The organism is Mycobacterium sp. RTGN5, from assembly GCF_033804465.1.
Taxonomy (GTDB): domain Bacteria; phylum Actinomycetota; class Actinomycetes; order Mycobacteriales; family Mycobacteriaceae; genus Mycobacterium.
Map to the genome: position 1 here is coordinate 803493 of NZ_JAPZLA010000001.1, position 17470 is coordinate 820962.

Genomic DNA, 17470 nt, shown 5'->3' on the forward strand with positions numbered 1-17470 from the left:
TCCCACCATCAGTCCTGCCAGCCCGAGTGGATGTAGGTGTCGGCGAACCGCGTCATCGCGTCGATCTTCTTGTCCACCGGAGCATCGAAGCCGATACCTTCGAACATCCACGGCATGCCGATGTAGTCGGTGACACCCGCCGCGACCAGGTCGCGGTGACCGTCGACGCCGAACTTGTCGATGCACACGGCCTGGTATTCGAATGGGTCATCGCCGCGGCCATTTTCGGCCAGCAGCTTCTTGAGCTGGGTGATGGTCTCGGCCAGCTGGTCACACGTCATCATCGCGCTGGTCCAGCCGTCGCTGACCCGGACGGCACGCTTGAGCGCCACCTCGGTGTGGCCGCCGACGTAGAACGGCACCGGCTTGGACGGTGCGGGGCTCATCTGCAGCCGCTCGAAATCGTAGAAATCGCCGTGGAACTCGGCCATGCCGCCGGCGAGCACCAACTTGATGACGTCGATCATCTCGTCGATGCGCTTGCCCCGCTTGGCGTAGGGCACCCCACACCATTCGAATTCCTCAGGAGCCCAGCCGATCCCGACACCGAAGCCGAACCGGTTGTTGGTCAGGTTCGCCACCGAACCGACCTGGCGGGCCAGCAGCAGTGGGTTGCGCGAACCGAGCTTCATCACGTTGGTGTAGAAGCGCAGCTTCGACGTCACCGCACCTAATGCACCCGCGAGGATCAGCGGATCGACCCACGGGGTGTCCTGGTCCCACATCCGGGAACCGTCGGCGGTATACGGATAGTCCGTCGACTGTTTCTCCATATAGAAGATCGAGTCCGGCAGCGCGATGTTGTCATACCCGAGTTCCTCGGCGGCCTTGGCGATTTCGATGAGCTGGTCGATCGGGCTCATCGCCACGCTGACGGTGTACTGCATCCTCGTCATTTGGCGGCTGGCTTATCCGAGCTGACCACCCACATCGAGAAGTACTGGGCGCCGCCACCGTACGCGTGGCCCAGCGCCTTGCGTGCGCCCTCGACCTGGTGGTCGCCGGCCTTGCCCATCACCTGGATCGCCGATTCGGCGAACCGGATCATGCCCGATGCGCCAATAGGATTGGAGCTCAGCACGCCGCCGGACGGGTTGAACGGGATCCGTCCACCGATCGCCGTCTCGCCCGCCTCGGTGAGCTTCCAGCCGTCGCCCTCGGCCGCGAAGCCGAGGCTTTCCAGCCACATCGGCTCGTACCAGGAGAACGGCACGTACACCTCGGCCACATCGATCTCGTCGATCGGGCTCGTGATCCCGGCGGCCTTCCACAACGCGGCAGCCGCGTCACGGCTGGCCTGCGGATTGACCTGGTCGCGTCCGGCGTATGCCAGCGGTTCGGTGCGCAGCGCCGTCGCGTGGATCCAGGCGACGGGATGTCCTTCGGCGACGCGCGCGTCAGCGCTTTCCTCGTTGCCGATCACCATGGCCGCCGCGCCGTCCGAGGACGGGCACGTCTCGTCGTAGCGGATGGGATCCCACAACATCGGGGACTCCATCACCTTCTCGACGGTGATATCCGGCTGGTGCAGATGCGCCAGCGGGTTCTTGGCCCCGTTGAGCCGGTCCTTGACCGCCACGATTGCGCCGATGTTCAATGGCGCGCCGGAACGGCGGATGTAGGCGCGCACGTGCGGTGCGAAGTACCCGCCCGCGCCTGCACCGACCGGCTTGGTGAACGGCACCGGAATGCTCAACGCCCACATGGCGTTCGACTCGGACTGCTTCTCCCAGGCCATGGTCAGGACGCGCTTGTACTTGCCCGACTGCACCAGGCTGGCGGCGACGATCGCGGTCGATCCGCCGACCGAGCCCGCGGTGTGCACGCGGATCAGCGGCTTGCCGGTCGCGCCGACAGCGTCGGCCATGAACAGCTCGGGCATCATCACGCCCTCGAAGAAGTCGGGCGCCTTGCCCACGACGACGGCATCGATGTCGTCGAACGTCGAACCCGAATCCGCGAGCGCCCGGTCGATAGCCTCGCGCACGAGGCCGTTCATCGAGACGTCCTTGCGCTTGGCGACGTACTTCGTCTGTCCGGTACCGAGAACGGCTGCCAGTTTTTTAGCCATCAGTTCTTGCCCTCCAGGACCGCGACCAGATTCTGTTGCAGCGCAGGGCCGCTGGTGGCGTGCGCCAGCACGCGGCCGGCCGAGCCGTTGAAGATGTGCTGTGCGGCGAAACCGATCCGCTCCAGGCCGGCCGAGAACATCGGGTTGGCCGCCAACGCGCCACCTGATGGGTTGATCTTCGTCGACGCCGGCAGGCCGATCGCCTCGGCCAGGATCAGCTGCTGGTGGGTGAACGGAGCGTAGATCTCGGCGACCTCGATCGAGCCGGCGTCACCGCCGGTCGCCACCTTGGCCGCCGCCGCGGTGGACGGCGACGTCGTCAGGTCACGGGCACCCAGCACCGGTGTCTCGATGAGATGCTCGAAACCGGTGATCCAGGCGGGGTTCTCCCGCAGCTCGCGAGCCTTGTCGCCGGCGGCCAGCACGATCGCCGACGCACCATCCGCGATCGGCGCAATATCGTGGCGCCGCAACGGATCTGCGAAGTACGGCCGGGCCAGCAGCTCGTCGATGCTTTTCGCCGGCTTCTCCGAGTCGGTGCGCTCGGCGACCGCGAAGGAATCCAGCGCCACCTGCGCCATCTGCTCGGCGGTCCACTTGCCCGAGTCGAGGCCGAGCCGGGCCTGCAGGCCGGCCATCGACACCGCGTCGGGCCACAGCGGCGCGACCGTGTACGGGTCCGTCTGCAGCGAGAGCACTCGGCGAAGCGTGCCCGCCGAGGGCTTCCCGAAGCCGTACACCAGGGCGGTGTCGACCTCGCCGGTCAGGATCTTGATGTAGGCCTCGTAAAGGGCCCAGGCAGCATCCATTTCGACGTGCGACTCGTTGATCGGCGGGATCGCCCCGATCGAGTCGATGGCCGAGATGAACGAAAAGGCGCGCCCGGCAAGGTAGTCCGACGAGCCGGAGCACCAGAAGCCGATGTCGGTCTGCTTCAGGCCGAGTTCTTCATAGAGCCGATGGAAACACGGCATCAGCATCTCGACGCCGTTGGTGGTGCCGTTGGTTCGTCGGACATGCGGTGCATGGGCAAAGCCGACGACCGCTACATCGCGAAATGTCATGTGGCGAGTCCCTTTAGAGGTGGTGCTTGTAGGTGTCGTACTCGGCGTCGGGTTCGCCGGTCGGTTTGAAGTACTCGATGTTGTCGATCCCGAGGCCCCATTCGTCACGGGGCTTCCACACTGCCTCGACCCGCATGCCCATTCGCACCTCGGAGACGTCGATCTCCTGAATAAGGTGCAGGAACGGGATGTCCGCGCCGTCGAGCAGCACATACGCCGCGACATACGGCGGCTTGATGCGCTGGCCCGCGAACGGGATGTTGATGATGGCGTAGGTCGTCACGGTGCCCACGTGCGGCAGCTCAAGGAAGGTATCGAGCTCCTGGCCGGTGGCCGGATCGGCTTCCTTCGGCGGGAAGTACACCTTGCCGTTCGCGCCGGTGCGAGCACCGAGCAGCTTGCCGTCCTCCAGCGCGCGCAGGAACGCACTCTCCGGAAGCGATGCGGTGTGCTGGATTTCGATGCTGCTCGGGGACACCAGGATGGTCACCGGCTCGCGGTCGTCGGCATCATCGGACACCGGTTCGGGCTCGTCGCCGGGCACGAAGTACGCGATGTCGGTGATCGCGCCAACCGGTTCGTCGACCCAGTGCGCATGAACACGCGTACCCGCGTTGATCTCGTCGGAGGAATCGACGGCCACCGCGTGGAGCAGGGCGGTATCCGCGCCGTCGAGCTGGATCAGCGCCCACGCGAACGGTTTGTCGAGCGGTTGCCCCTCGAGCGGCTCGGGCTGCCACGTCCACGACAGAACCGTCCCGACGCTGGCGACCGGCACCACCTCTGTCAGAGGCGCGTAGGTCACGGGGTCATACTCAGCGGGCGGCACGAGCACTCGGCCGTCCGAGCCGCGGACGCCGAGAATGCGTCGCCCGCGCAGGGCGGTGAAGAACTGGCCGAGGAGTGGTCCGACTGAACGGGTGTAGTCGAATGACAGCTTCAGCGGTGCCGAAAGGGGCTTCTGATGCGCGTCGATCTGCACCGGGCTGCTTTGGCTGGTGGTCACAGCATCGAGTAGAACAGGTTCTAAGAATCGTGGCAAGGACCGTGTCCCGGACAGAAAGGCGGCACCGATGAAGCTTGGTCTGCAACTCGGATACTGGAGCGCACAACCTCCGACCAACCATGCGGAATTGGTCGCTGTGGCGGAGGAGGCCGGCTTCGACACGGTGTTCACCGCCGAGGCGTGGGGCTCGGATGCGTTCACTCCGCTGGCGTGGTGGGGTCGCGAAACCACCCGGATGCGGCTGGGCACTTCGGTGGTCCAGCTCTCGGCCCGGACCCCGACGGCGTGCGCGATGGCGTCGCTGACGCTGGACCATCTCTCCGGCGGCCGGCACATCCTCGGCTTGGGGGTATCCGGGCCGCAGGTGGTCGAGGGCTGGTACGGCCAGAAGTTCCCCAAGCCGCTGGCGCGCACCCGCGAGTACATCGACGTGATCCGCCAGGTCTGGGCACGCGAGGCCCCGGTGACCAGCGCGGGCCCGCACTACCCGTTGCCGCTGTCGGGGGAGGGCACCACCGGGTTGGGTAAGCCGCTCAAGCCGATCGTGCATCCGCTGCGCGCCGACATCCCGATCATGCTCGGTGCCGAGGGCCCCAAGAACGTGGCATTGGCTGCCGAGATCTGTGACGGCTGGCTGCCGATCTTCTATTCGCCGCGGCTGGCCCCGATGTACAACGAGTGGCTCGACGAAGGTTTCGCCCGCCCCGGGGCCCGGCGCAGCCGTGAGGACTTCGAGATCTGTGCGACCGCGCAGGTCGTGATCACCGATGACCGGTCCTCGGTCATGGACCTGATCAAGCCGCACCTGGCGCTCTACATGGGCGGAATGGGCGCTGAGGACACCAATTTCCACGCCGATGTCTACCGCCGGATGGGCTATTCGGAGGTCGTCGACGAAGTCACGCGACTGTTCCGCAGCGACCGCAAGGACGACGCCGCCAAGGCCGTTCCCGACGAACTCGTCGACGATTCCGCGATCGTCGGCGACATCGACTACGCGCGCAAACAGATCGCCGCCTGGGAGGCCGCCGGAGTCACGATGATGGTCGTCGGCGCCCGTACCCCCGAGCAGATCCACGAAGCCGCGAACCTCTTGTAGACACTTCTTGCGAGTTGTCTAGCCCGGGCTCTAGATTGTCCGGATGACGTTCGGCTTAGCGCAGGATGTGGGCGTCGCCGAACGTCATCTCGACGTTGGCGACCGATCCCGACACCATCGCGCGCTTCGGCAGCCCCAGCGAAGCCAGCTCTTTGGCGTACGGGTGGTCGCCCAATCGCAGGGTGGCGCCGCCGGGCCGGAAGCGCACCCCGGAGTTCTTCATCTCCCAGGGCACCTCTCGAGTGGTGCCCTCGGAGAAGGTGTAGGTCTTGAGCACCTGGCTGCGCGGCCGCAGCGACGGCAACGGCAGGCCCCGGTGGAATTCGATCCCGGCGATCAGCGATCCGCCCTCGCTGACGTCGAAGGTGAACGGGCTCGCGTCGCGGACGTTGAAGTCCGCCATGATCTTGGGGAAGCCCCAGATGGTGCGGCCGGCCTCGAGGGTGAACGACTGGTCGACGGGCAGGTGGTGGATGAACGCCGCGGCGTCGCCGAGTGCCTTGAGCCCGCGGGCATCCGAACCCGGGGGATTGACCATCACGCACGTGCCGAATTCGTTGTACTTGCCGAGGTCGCCGTCGATGTAGCGAGCGAGCATCAGATTCACCACCGCGCGGCCCGGCCGGAACTGGCAGACCTGCAGTCCGCTGTAGTCGACGAGCCGCTGCGCGGCGTCGGCGGGAACCGAGAACATCGCGGTGTGGACGTCGGCCTTGCGAACTCGCACCGGCATGGTGAGTACCGTGCCGGCAATGGTGTGCTGCGAATCAGACATTCGGACACTGTAATCCGCAACAAGACCTGCCGTGGACAGAAGTAAGTATGGAGGGAATTCGATGACAGGCACTCTGGCTCCAGCCAAGCCGAATGTTGATCTGACCGAAGGCAATTTCTACGCCGACGGCGCCGCGCGCGAGGCCTATCGCTGGATGAGGGCGAATGAGCCGGTGTTCCGCGATCGCAACGGTCTGGCGGCCGCGGCGTCCTATCAGGCCGTCATCGACGCCGAGCGCGACCCCGAGACGTTCTCCAACACCGGTGGCATCCGGCCGGACAACCCGGGCATGCCATACATGATCGACATGGACGATCCCGGACATCTCTTGCGCCGCAAGCTCGTCAACGCCGGCTTCACCCGTAAGCGGGTGATGGACAAGCTCGCCGGCATCGACACCCTGTGCGACACGCTGATCGATGCGGTCTGCGAGCAAGGCGAATGCGACTTCGTCCGCGATATCGCCGCGCCACTGCCGATGGCCGTCATCGGCGACATGCTCGGCGTGCTGCCCGAGGAGCGCTCGACGCTGTTGAAGTGGTCCGACGACCTGGTGTCTGGCTTGAGCTCCGCCGCCGACGCCGAGACCTTGCAGGCGGTCATGGATGCGTTCGCCGGGTATTCGGCGTACGCCATCGAGACGATCGGCAAGCGCCGGACCGAGCCGACCGACGACCTGTTCTCCATTCTGGTCAACTCCGAGGTCGAGGGCCAGCGGATGGACGATCAGGAAATCATCATGGAGACCCTGCTGATCCTCATCGGCGGGGACGAGACCACCCGGCACACGTTGTCGGGCGGCACCGAACAGCTTGTGCGCCATAAGGATCAGTGGCAGCGCCTGGTGGCCGATCCGAGCCTGTTGCCCGGTGCGATCGAGGAGATGCTGCGCTGGACCTCACCGGTCAAGAACATGGCGCGAACGGCCATGCGCGACGTCGAGTTCCATGGCACGCAGCTACGCCAGGGCGAGAAGATGCTGCTGATGTTCGAGGCGGCGAACTTCGACGAGTCGGTATTCGGCGACCCGGACAACTTCCGCATCGACCGCAATCCGAACAGCCACTTGGCTTTCGGCTTCGGAACCCACTTCTGTCTTGGTAATCAGCTGGCGCGGCTGGAGCTGAGCACCATGGTGAGCAAGGTGCTCGAGCGGCTGCCGGACCTGCGGCTGGCCGACGAGAACGCGCTGCCACTGCGGCCGGCGAACTTCGTCAGCGGCCCCGAGGCGATGCCGGTGGTATTCACTCCGTCGAAGCCGGTTCTGGCGTAAGGCTGCCCACTCGCGGCGTCAAGAGCAGGCTCAAGGCTAGGGCGACCACGCCGATCGCAACGCAGATCCACAGTGCCGCTGAGAAACTCGTCTCGGTGCCCGAACCCACCACCGGTCCGGCCCAGGCGAATCCCAGCGACGAGCCGATACCGTAGGCGGCGTTGCTGATTCCGGGCAGCGCCCCAGGCTCGTCCTCGGGTGCCTGAATGACGCCAAGAACGCTCATGGCCGTCATCGTGACTCCCATGTAGATGAAGCCGAAGACGCCCATCAACACGGCCACCGCGGCGAGGTTGTGCGCGAACACCGCAAGAAGTGCTGTGACGATCAGTGACCCGAATTGCCCGGCCCGCAACACCTTCACAAAGCCGACCCGCACCGCGAGTCGTCCGGCCAGGGGCGCCGTGGCCAGCTGGATCAAGGCTGCGGGGGTGAGGAACAGCAGAGCCGTCATCACCCCCGACAGGCCGAAGCCCGAGTCGTGGTCCTCGGCGACGAACGGGACGATGAACGAGAGCACCAATATGAACGACGCCATGTTGAGAATCGTTACGACGATGAACGGCCACGCCTCGCGCGACCGTAGCTGCGCCACATCGACCAGCGGATGGTCCACCCGACGCTCGACAAGGACGAGCAGCGCCAGCGCGACCATCGCTGCGACGATGACCACCAGTGCCGGCGACGACATCCAGCCGTTGTGTCCGCCGATCGCAAAGTACACGTTGATGCCGGCCACCCCGAGGGCGATCAGCGCGCCACCGGCCCAGTCCATCCGGCCCGGCGCGTGCTGTCCGGAGTCGCGAGGTAACGCCTTGGCGCAGAATAGGATTCCGAGCACGCCGACCACCAGGACGAGGACGAAGATGGAGCGGTAGCCGAACCGGTCGGCCAGATAGCCACCCAGCAGCCCGTCGACCCCGGCCACCCCGCCCGTCAGTGATGTGACGAGCCCGCTGCACACGCCGAATGTGGTGTCGCTGAGGCGTTCGCGCATGATCAGGAACGCCAAGCCGAACGTCACGTTGCTGATGCCCTGCAGGAACCGGCCCACGAGGACCACCGGCAATGACGTTCCGATGATGCACAAGACCGTGCCCACGCACAGCACGACCAGGACCGCGAGCATCATGCGCCGCCGCCCGACAAAGTCGCTCCAGCGGATCAGGACCACGTTTCCGATGGCGCCGGCGAGGTAGAAGTACGTCGACATGGCCGCGAATGCACCAGCGCCGAGGTCGTCCTCGATATCGCGAATCGCCGGCGCCAGCATGCTGGCATTGATCTGGAACGACATGACCGCGGTGACCACAGCGGCGACCAGCAGGATCGTCTGTCGTCGGGTCATGTACGTCGTCTCCCCGTCGGCGTCGGTTGTGTTTGGGCTGCCCAACTTACGGGAATGACGAAAACGCATCTCGGCGTGAGCAGTGCAGCTGACCGAGACAGTGCATCATCATCACGAGTATTTTGGGGCGACATGAGTGTCATCGGTTCTGGCCATGCTCATTACATCCGCAACGTGTTCTTCGCTGCGATGCTGACCGTCACGGCGCTGGTCTTGCCGCCCCCAGGTATTCCCACCGCGTCGGCGGAAGACTGTCCCGATGTCGAAGTGATATTCGCCCGCGGCACGTTCGAACCGCCCGGTGTCGGCGGCATCGGCCAGGCCTTCACCGACGAGCTGCGGGCGCAACCGCAGCTGGCGGGGAAATCGGTCGATGTCTACGCGGTGAACTACCCGGCCTCGCTGAACTTCGCGACCGCGGCCGATGGCGTGATCGACGCCAGCAACCGGGTCCGCGATATGGCGGCGAGATGCCCGAACGCCAAGATCGTGCTCGGCGGCTATTCGCAGGGGGCCGCGGTGGCCGGCTACGTCACCGCCGACAAAATCCCCGACGGCTACGTCCCGCCGAACGGCATCAACGGGCCCATGCCGCCCGAGATCGCCAAGCACGTCGCTGCCGTCGCATTGTTCGGAAAGCCGTCGAACGGGTTTCTGAACGGCATCGACCGCAGTGCGCCGCCGATCACCGTGGGCACCCTCTATGTACCCAAGACGATCGACCAGTGCGTGCCAGAAGACCCGATCTGCTCACCGACCGGCGGCGACAATGGCGCGCATCAGGCCTACGCGGACAACGGGATGACCGCTCAGGCGGCTGGGTTCGCCGCGCAGAAGATCGTCGCGGCCGCCGTGGATAGTCCGGCGAATCACTCAAGTACCGCCAGTCGTTAGCGCATTTTGAACTGCGGGGCGCGCTTTTCCTTGAACGCCAGCGGGCCTTCCTTGGCGTCGTCGCTGAGGAAAACGGGGATGCCGTTGGCGGTGTCGGGCTTGAACGCGTCGAGCTCGTGCATGCCCTCGGCTTCGCGGATGGTTTTCAGGATCGCCTGCACGGCCAGTGGGCCGTTGTTGTTGATGACGGCGGCGATCTCGAGCGCTTTCTCCAGCGCGGTGCCGTCGGGCACCACGTACCCGATGAGCCCATAGGACAGCGCCTCGGCGGCGGTGATGTGGCGTCCGGTCAGCAACAGGTCGCACGCAATGGTGTACGGGATCTGCCGCGGCAGTCGCACCGCCGAGCCACCCATCGGGTACAGGCTCCACTTGGCCTCGGAGATGCCGAACTTCGCGCTCTCGCCGGCGATCCGGATATCGGTGCCCTGCAGGATCTCCGTGCCGCCCGCGATGGCTGGGCCTTCGACGGCGGCGATGAGCGGCTTGGTCAGCCTGCGCCCCTTCAGCAGCCCCTCGATCTTGGTCGGGTCGAAGGCGCCGCTCTTGAAGGAATCTCCCGGGGGTGCCTTGGTGGCGGTCTTCAAGTCCATGCCCGCGCAGAAATAGCCGCCCGCGCCCGTCAGGATGCAGGTGCGGATCTCCGGATCGTTGTCGACGCGGTCCCAAGCCTCCACCATGATCGAGAGCATCTCGGTGGAAAGCGCGTTGCGCGCCTCGGGCCGGTTCAGCGTGACGATGAGGGTGTGTCCGCGCTGCTCAATGAGGGCGTCGGCGTCTTTTTCGGGCTCGCTCACAGGTATCTGCCTTCCAGCATCTTTGCCACAGACTTGTGTGGAAATGTAACACGTTCTAGTTTGGGTCCGTGGCCCTGAACATAGCTGATCTAGCCGAACACGCGATCGATGCCGTGCCTGATCGCGTCGCCTTCATCTGCGGTGACGACCGAATCACGTTCGCCGAGCTCGAGGACAAGGCGAACCGCTTCGCGCACTACCTCATCGACCACGGCGTCAAGAAGGACGACAAGGTCGGGCTGTACTGCCGGAATCGCATCGAAATCGTCATCGCGATGCTCGGCACGATCAAAGCCGGCGCGATTCTGGTCAACGTCAACTTCCGCTACGTCGAGGGCGAACTGCGCTACCTGTTCGAGAACTCCGACATGGTGGCGCTGGTTCACGAACGCCAGTACGCCGACCGCGTCGCCAACGTGCTGCCCGAGACCCCGAACGTCAAGACGATCCTGGTTATCGAGGACGGGTCGGATGACGACTTCCAGCGCTACGGCGGTGTGGAGTTCTACCAAGCCATCGCCGAGAGCTCGCCCGAGCGGGACTTCGGGGAGCGCAGCGAGGACGACATCTACCTGCTGTACACCGGTGGGACCACCGGCTTCCCCAAGGGCGTGATGTGGCGCCACGAGGACGTCTACCGGGTTCTGTTCGGCGGCACCGACTTCGCGACCGGCGAGTTCATCAAGGACGAGTACGACCTGTCCCGGGCGGCGGTGGCCAATCCGCCGATGGTCCGCTACGCGATCCCGCCGATGATTCACGGCGCGACCCAGTCGGCCACGTGGATGTCCATCTTCTCGGGTCAAACCACCGTGCTGTCACCCGAATTCGACGCTGACGAAGTCTGGCGCACCATTCACGAGCACAAGGTGAACCTGCTGTTCTTCACCGGTGACGCCATGGCGCGGCCGCTCCTCGATGCGCTGCAGGTCGTCCAGGACAGCGGTAAAGAGTACGACCTGTCCTCGCTGTTCCTGCTGGCGAGCACCGCAGCGCTGTTCTCCACCAGCCTCAAGGAGAAGCTGCTCGAACTGCTGCCCAACCGGGTGATCACCGACTCGATCGGTTCGTCGGAGACCGGCTTCGGTGGCACCAGCATCGTCGCCAAGGGTGAGCACCACAATGGTGGCCCCCGGGTCACCATCGATCATCGCACCGTGGTCCTCGACGAGGAGGGCAACGAGGTCAAGCCCGGCTCCGGAGTGCGCGGCGTGATCGCGAAGAAGGGCAACATCCCGGTCGGCTACTACAAAGACGAGAAGAAGACCGCCGAGACGTTCAAGACCTACAACGGCGTGCGCTACGCGATTCCCGGCGATTACGCCGAGGTCGAGGCGGACGGCAGCGTCACGATGCTGGGCCGTGGCTCGGTGTCGATCAACAGCGGCGGCGAGAAGATCTATCCCGAAGAGGTCGAGGCCGCGCTGAAGGGCCACCCGGACGTGTTCGACGCCCTCGTGGTCGGTGTGCCCGATCCGCGGTTCGGCAGCCATGTCGCGGCCGTGGTGGCGCCCCGCAAGGGTGCCCGCCCGACGCTGGCTGAGCTGGATACGTTCGTGCGCAAGGAGATTGCCGGCTACAAGGTGCCCCGAAGCCTCTGGGTGGTCGATGAGGTGAAGCGTTCACCGGCGGGCAAGCCGGACTACAAGTGGGCCAAGGATCAGACCGAGCTTCGGCCCGCCGACGAAGTGCATGCCAAGCATGCGGGTGCCGCCAGCTGATGCATACAGATCTGTGCGACCGGTTCGGCATCGACTACCCGATCTTCGTCTTCACGCCGTCGGAGAAGGTTGCCGCGGCGGTCAGCCGGGCCGGTGGCATGGGCGTTCTTGGTTGTGTGCGGTTCAACGACCCCGACGACCTCGAGGCCGTCCTGCAGTGGATGGATGCGAACACCGACGGTAAGCCGTACGGCGTGGACGTCGTGATGCCGGCGAAGGTCCCCACCGAAGGCACCGCCGTCGACATCGACAAACTCGTCCCGCAGGCGCATCGCGATTTCGTCGCCAAGACGCTGGCCGACCTGGGCGTGCCGCCGCTTCCCGAGGACGCCACCCGCAACGAGGGCACGCTGGGCTGGCTGCACTCGATCGCGCGGTCACACGTGGACGTCGCGCTGCGGCATCCGATCAAGCTGATCGCCAACGCGCTGGGCTCGCCGCCCAAGGACATCATCGACCTGGTGCACGAAGCCGGAGTGCCGATCGCGGCGCTGGCCGGTTCGGCCAAACATGCGCAACGACATGTCGACAACGGCGTCGACATCGTCGTCGCCCAAGGCCACGAGGCCGGCGGGCACACCGGCGAGATCGGGTCGATGGTCTTGTGGCCGGAGATTGTCGATGCCGTTTCGGACCGGGCCGCGGTGCTCGCCGCGGGCGGGATCGGCACCGGCCGCCAGGTTGCCGCGGCCCTGGCGCTGGGTGCTCAGGGTGTGTGGATGGGCTCGGCGTTCCTGACGTCGGCCGAATACGACCTCGGTGTCCGGTTGCCCTCCGGCCGGTCGGTGATCCAGGAGGCGATGCTGGCCGCGACCTCAGCCGACACCGTGCGCCGCCGGATCTATACCGGCAAGCCGGCCCGGCTGCTCAAGAGCCGGTGGACCGACGCCTGGGATGCCGATGGAGCCCCGGAGCCGCTGCCGATGCCGCTGCAGAACATCCTGGTCAGCGGGGCGCATCAGCGGATGAGTGAATCGTCGGATCCGACCACGGTCGCGATGCCGGTCGGCCAGATCGTGGGCCGGATGAACGAGATCCGCCCGGTCGCTGACATCATCGCTGAACTGGTTGCCGGTTTCGAGGCCGCGAGCCGGAAACTGGACACGATCCGCGACAACTAGCTTGGCGCTCAGCTGATCTGGCTATGCTCGGTCGGGTGAACGGCGCACAGGCACTGATCACCACGCTGGTCGACAACGGGGTGCGGGTCTGTTTCGCCAACCCCGGCACGTCGGAGATGCATTTCGTCGCCGCGCTGGACACCGTGCCGGAGATGCGTGGTGTGCTGAGCCTTTTCGAAGGGGTGGCCACCGGCGCGGCCGACGGGTATGCCCGGATCTCGGGCGAGCCCGCGGCGGTGCTGCTGCACCTGGGCCCCGGACTGGGTAACGGACTGGCGAATCTGCACAACGCACGACGGGCGCATGTTCCGGTCGTCGTGGTTGTCGGTGATCACGCGACCTATCACAAGAAGTACGACGCGCCGCTGGAGTCCGACATCGACTCGGTGGCCGGAACTGTGTCCGGCTGGCTGCGGCGCACCCTCACGGTCGCAGACATCGCCGCCGATGCGGCCGAAGCCGTCGCGACCGCGCGCACCCAAAGACATATCTCCACCCTGATCCTGCCCGCGAACGTCTCCTGGGACGAGGGTGCTACCACGCTGGAAAGTGCTGTGGTGCAGGTAGATCCGCCCCATGTGGATCTCGGCAACGCAGAAGATGCGCTGCGATCAGGCGAGTCGACGGTGATCCTCGTCGGTGGCGATGCCACCTGCGCGGCCGGCCTGTCCGCCGCGGTCCGGCTCGCCCAGTCCAGCGGGGCACGGGTGTTGTGCGAGACGTTCCCGGCCCGGCTGGAACGCGGGGCGGGCGTGCCGGCCGTGGAGCGACTGGCCTACTTCGCGGAGGCGGCCACCAGCCAGCTCGCCGGTGCTCGACACCTCGTGCTGGCTGGGGCGCCCCATCCGGTGTCGTTCTTCGCCTATCCCGGTAAGGCCAGCGACTTGGCGCCCGACGGCTGCGCCGTGCACATGCTGGCCGGTCCGGTCGGCGCAGGCACCGCGCTGGAGGTGCTGGCGGACCGGATCGCGCCGACCGAGATCGCGGCTACCGCAGCCCTGGCGCGTCCAGCGCTCCCGAGCGGTCCGCTCACCGTCGTGACATCCGCCGACGTCATCGGTGCGCTGCTGCCCGAAGGGGCGATCGTGGTCGACGAGTCGAACACGTCGGGAGTTCTTCTGGCGCAAGCGACTGCGGGCGCCCCGGCGCACGACTGGCTGACGCTCACCGGTGGTGCGATCGGCTACGCGCTGCCGGTATCGATCGGTGCGGCGATCGCGGCCCCCGACCGTCCGGTGCTGTGCCTGGAGTCCGACGGCTCGGCGATGTACACCATTTCGGCATTATGGACCCAGGCCCGCGAGCGACTCGACATCACCACCGTCGTCTACGCCAACCGGTCCTACGACATCCTGCGGATCGAACTGCAGCGGGTTGGGGCCGAGGCCGCGGGCCAGGGGCCAGGCCCCAAGGCCGAGGCTCTTCTCGATTTGACCGGGCCCACACTGGATTTCGTGCGCATCGCCAAGGGTATGGGGGTGCCCGCCCGGCGGGTAGGCACCGCCGAAGAGCTCGCCGATGCGCTGCAGTGGGCATTTGACGAACCAGGACCCCACCTGATCGAGGCGGTCATGCCGTCGATCGCGGGCTAGTTGCGTCGAGTCAGAACTCAGAGCGAGGTTTTGGCTGAATCATCGCTCTCAGTTCTGTTTCAACGCTGAATCTCGAAGACCGGGTCGTCGCACTCCAGCGCCTCGGCCGACAGCCTGCGCTTGATGATCTTGAAGGTCTCGGTGCGCGGCAGGGCGGTGCTCACCCGTACGAATGCCGGCCACTGCTTGGGCCCGAGATCGTCCTGGGTGGACAGGAATTCGCGGAATGTGGCCGGGTCGAAATCAGTGCCCTCCGGTAGGACCAGCGCAGCCATCACCCGATCGCCGACCGACGGGTCAGGGATGGCGTAAACCGCCGCCTCGGTGACGTCGGGGTAGCGCATCAGCACCCGCTCGATCGGTGCGGTGCCCAGGTTCTCGCCGTCCACCCGCATCCAGTCGCCCAGCCGGCCGGCGAAGTGCACGTAGCCGGCATCGTCCCGGTAGGCCAGGTCCCCGCTGTGGTAAATCCCGCCGGTCATGCGCTCGGTTTCGGCAGCGGGAGCGTTGTAGTAGCCGCGGAAATTGCCTGCCCCGGTGAGGTTTACCAGCTCGCCGATCACCCCCGGCGGGCACGGCTGTCCGGTCTCGACGTCGACGATCTCGAGACCTTCCGGCAGCGGCCCCAACGCTCCCTCCGGGGTGTCCGGGGTGCGGGCGATGTTCACCCCGCCCTCGGTGGAGCCGAAGCCGTCGACCACCGTCACGCCGAATCGTTCGGCGAACCGATCGATGTCGCGTGGCGCGGCCTCGTTGCCGTAGACGATGCGCAGTGGGTTGTCGGCATCGTCGGTTCGCGCCGGGGTGGCCAGGATGTAGGACATCGGCTTGCCGACGTAGTTGGCGTAGGTGGCGTGAAACCGGCGTGCATCGGGAATGAACTGCGACGCGGAGAACTTGCGGCGCAACGCAATCGACGCCCCGGCTGCGACCGCGACGGCCCAGCCCGCCATCACCGCGTTGGAGTGGAACAGCGGCATCGACAGGTAGCAGGTGTCGGCCGGGCCCAGCCCGAACCGCTGCGCCAGCATCACACCGGGAAAAGCGACCTTCTCGTGGGTGCACCGCACAGCCTTCGGGTCCCCACTGGTGCCCGAGGTGAAGATCAGCATGAACAGGTCGTCGAACTGGCTGGGCGCGAATGTGATCGGTGATCCGCGAAACTTCCCGAGCTCGTCGGCCCACGCGGCGGACGCGACGTCGATGACGGCCATACCCTCCGGGGCGAACCCGGCACCGTAGGTTTCCGGCCCGACGTCACCATCGGCGAGCACCAGCTGACAGTCGGCCGTCTCGATGTCGCGCGCCAAGGCTTCGCCCCGGCGGGTGGGGTTCAGCCCGACCGGAACCAGTCCGGCCAACGCGGCCGCCACCAGCAGCGAGGAGAAGAACGGCGTGTTGCCCAGCAGCACGCCGACATGCGGCGGCTTGGCCGGATCGAGCCGGGCTTTCAGCGCCGCCGCCAGGTCGGCGGCGTCCTGAATGTGTTGGCGCCAGGTCGAATACGAGCCGTCGTCGGCGTGGATTCCACGATCGTCGACGTCAGTCAACCGCACCAGCAGATCGGTGACGGTCAGCTCCTCGCTCACCGGTCCGGTCAAGCCGGCGTGTCGGCCAGCTCGCGGCCGATGCGTCGCAGCTGTGCGGTAGCGCCGCCGAGCGCGAACTCGGCCTGCTTGGCGGTGAGGAAGTAGCGGTGCACCTGATGGTCCACGTCGATCCCGACGCCACCGTGGACGTGCACGGTGGTGTGGGCGACGCGGTGCCCGGCCTCGGCCGCCCAGAACGCCGCGGTGGCCACCTCGATGTCGGCAGGCAGGTCTTCGGACAGCCGCCACGACGCCTGCACGATCACCAACCGCAGGCCCTTGATCTCGATGTAGTCGTCCGCGAGCCGAGCGGAGACCGCCTGGAAGCTACCGATCGGCCGCTCGAACTGCTCGCGGGTGCGGGCGTACTCCGCCGTCAGCTCCAAGGAGCGTTCGAGCACGCCGAGCTGGAAGGCCGCGTGCCCCAACGTCTTATGAGTCGTCAGCCACGCCAGCACGTCGGTGTCGCCGACGATCCGGTCGGCACCGACCTCGACACCGGCGAAGTCGAGCTCACCGGCACTGCTCAGGCCGGTGGTCAGCAGCGGAGTCACCGAGACGCCGGCATCGGCCGCGGTGACCAGGAAGACCTTTGTGCCGGAGTCGGTTTCGGCCGGCACCAAGAAGGCATCGGCGACCGGTCCGAACTCGACCTGGGTGCGGGTTCCGGTGAGCTTGAACCCGTCGCCGGAGGCGGTCGCCTGTACCGGGCCCTGGCCGAATTCTCCGTCGAGTGCCACCGTCAGGATCTTCTCGCCGGCCACCGCGGGGGCGGCCCACTGCTCACGCAGCTCCGGCGTGCCGAACCTGGCCAACGCACCGGCGCCCAGGATCCCCGACTGCAGGTACGGCACCGCGGCCAGCTGGCGGCCCAGTGCCGTCAGGATCGCGGTCTGCTCCAGGACGCCGTACCCGGCGCCGCCGACCGACTCCGGTGCGGCGGTGGACAGAATGTCAGCGTCGATGAGCTTGCGCCACAACTCGGTGTCGAAGCGCTGGTCGAGGTCGTCGAGCGCACGCTGGTGTTGCGGGGTGCACACCGCGTCGACGATGGTGCCGACCAGCCCCGAGAGATCCTGCGCGGCTTCTGTTCTGGTGAAATCCATGTCAGTCCTAGTCC

At 66.3% G+C, this 17470-nt stretch carries 15 protein-coding genes; 6 read left to right on the plus strand and 9 right to left on the minus strand.

What is annotated here, in order from left to right; all coding sequences use genetic code 11:
• Positions 1 to 8: 8 nt before the first annotated feature.
• The 4 genes from SLQ31_RS03880 to SLQ31_RS03895 are packed head-to-tail and all read right to left on the minus strand — an operon-like array spanning position 9 to position 4141.
• Positions 9 to 896, minus strand: a complete 888-nt coding sequence (locus SLQ31_RS03880; protein WP_319429808.1) for a TIGR03619 family F420-dependent LLM class oxidoreductase — start codon at positions 894 to 896, stop codon at positions 9 to 11.
• Entirely contained in the window at positions 893 to 2071 is a 1179-nt protein-coding gene (locus tag SLQ31_RS03885) for a thiolase domain-containing protein (protein ID WP_319429810.1), read from the minus strand. Before SLQ31_RS03885 ends, SLQ31_RS03880 begins: the two co-directional genes overlap by 4 nt.
• Positions 2071 to 3135: a thiolase domain-containing protein gene (locus SLQ31_RS03890; protein ID WP_319429812.1), complete on the minus strand. Its 1065-nt coding sequence runs from the start codon at positions 3133 to 3135 to the stop codon at positions 2071 to 2073. Before SLQ31_RS03890 ends, SLQ31_RS03885 begins: the two co-directional genes overlap by 1 nt.
• A 13-nt stretch (positions 3136 to 3148) precedes the next feature.
• Positions 3149 to 4141, minus strand: coding sequence for a Zn-ribbon domain-containing OB-fold protein (locus tag SLQ31_RS03895; RefSeq protein ID WP_319429814.1), 993 nt, complete (start codon positions 4139 to 4141; stop codon positions 3149 to 3151).
• A gap of 67 nt (positions 4142 to 4208) precedes the next feature.
• Here SLQ31_RS03895 and SLQ31_RS03900 point away from each other — a divergent pair, with 67 nt between their 5' ends.
• A complete protein-coding gene (locus tag SLQ31_RS03900; RefSeq protein WP_319429816.1) occupies positions 4209 to 5240 on the plus strand; it encodes an LLM class F420-dependent oxidoreductase in 1032 nt (343 codons plus the stop codon).
• 55 nt (positions 5241 to 5295) lie between these two features.
• Here the strand turns inward: SLQ31_RS03900 and SLQ31_RS03905 are convergent, their stop codons facing one another.
• The gene (locus tag SLQ31_RS03905; RefSeq protein ID WP_319429817.1) at positions 5296 to 6015 is read right to left on the minus strand and encodes an acetoacetate decarboxylase family protein; all 720 of its coding nucleotides are present in this window, start codon (positions 6013 to 6015) and stop codon (positions 5296 to 5298) included.
• 61 nt (positions 6016 to 6076) lie between these two features.
• Between SLQ31_RS03905 and SLQ31_RS03910 the strand changes: the two genes are divergently transcribed.
• On the plus strand, positions 6077 to 7288 hold the full coding sequence (locus SLQ31_RS03910; RefSeq protein ID WP_319429818.1) for a cytochrome P450: 1212 nt from the start codon (positions 6077 to 6079) through the stop codon (positions 7286 to 7288).
• On the opposite strand, the gene SLQ31_RS03915 is transcribed toward SLQ31_RS03910, so the two are convergent.
• Positions 7260 to 8636, minus strand: a complete 1377-nt coding sequence (locus tag SLQ31_RS03915; RefSeq protein WP_319429820.1) for an MFS transporter — start codon at positions 8634 to 8636, stop codon at positions 7260 to 7262. The two genes, SLQ31_RS03910 and SLQ31_RS03915, sit on opposite strands and share 29 nt — an antisense overlap.
• A gap of 189 nt (positions 8637 to 8825) precedes the next feature.
• Between SLQ31_RS03915 and SLQ31_RS03920 the strand changes: the two genes are divergently transcribed.
• Positions 8826 to 9530, plus strand: coding sequence for a cutinase family protein (locus SLQ31_RS03920; protein ID WP_319432830.1), 705 nt, complete (start codon positions 8826 to 8828; stop codon positions 9528 to 9530).
• Here the strand turns inward: SLQ31_RS03920 and SLQ31_RS03925 are convergent.
• On the minus strand, positions 9527 to 10327 hold the full coding sequence (locus SLQ31_RS03925; protein ID WP_319429822.1) for a crotonase/enoyl-CoA hydratase family protein: 801 nt from the start codon (positions 10325 to 10327) through the stop codon (positions 9527 to 9529). The genes SLQ31_RS03920 and SLQ31_RS03925 overlap by 4 nt on opposite strands.
• 68 nt (positions 10328 to 10395) lie before the next feature.
• Here SLQ31_RS03925 and SLQ31_RS03930 point away from each other — a divergent pair, with 68 nt between their 5' ends.
• The 3 genes from SLQ31_RS03930 to SLQ31_RS03940 are packed head-to-tail and all read left to right on the plus strand — an operon-like array spanning position 10396 to position 14761.
• Positions 10396 to 12048: an acyl-CoA synthetase gene (locus SLQ31_RS03930; protein WP_319429824.1), complete on the plus strand. Its 1653-nt coding sequence runs from the start codon at positions 10396 to 10398 to the stop codon at positions 12046 to 12048.
• Positions 12048 to 13169 carry a nitronate monooxygenase family protein gene (locus SLQ31_RS03935; RefSeq protein ID WP_319429826.1) on the plus strand — a complete coding sequence of 374 codons (1122 nt, stop codon included), beginning with the start codon at positions 12048 to 12050 and terminating at the stop codon, positions 13167 to 13169. The genes SLQ31_RS03930 and SLQ31_RS03935 overlap by 1 nt, the downstream gene beginning before the upstream one ends.
• A 35-nt stretch (positions 13170 to 13204) precedes the next feature.
• Entirely contained in the window at positions 13205 to 14761 is a 1557-nt protein-coding gene (locus SLQ31_RS03940; RefSeq protein WP_319429828.1) for an acetolactate synthase large subunit, read from the plus strand.
• Positions 14762 to 14820: 59 nt separating this feature from the next.
• Here SLQ31_RS03940 and fadD17 read toward each other — a convergent pair whose 3' ends face one another.
• Both fadD17 and SLQ31_RS03950 read right to left on the minus strand, forming a co-directional pair.
• A complete protein-coding gene (fadD17, locus tag SLQ31_RS03945) occupies positions 14821 to 16350 on the minus strand; it encodes a long-chain-fatty-acid--CoA ligase FadD17 (protein ID WP_319429830.1) in 1530 nt (509 codons plus the stop codon).
• A gap of 8 nt (positions 16351 to 16358) precedes the next feature.
• Positions 16359 to 17456 (minus strand): acyl-CoA dehydrogenase family protein, encoded by a 1098-nt coding sequence (locus tag SLQ31_RS03950; RefSeq protein WP_319429832.1) that lies wholly within the window; start codon positions 17454 to 17456, stop codon positions 16359 to 16361.
• Positions 17457 to 17470: the final 14 nt, after the last annotated feature.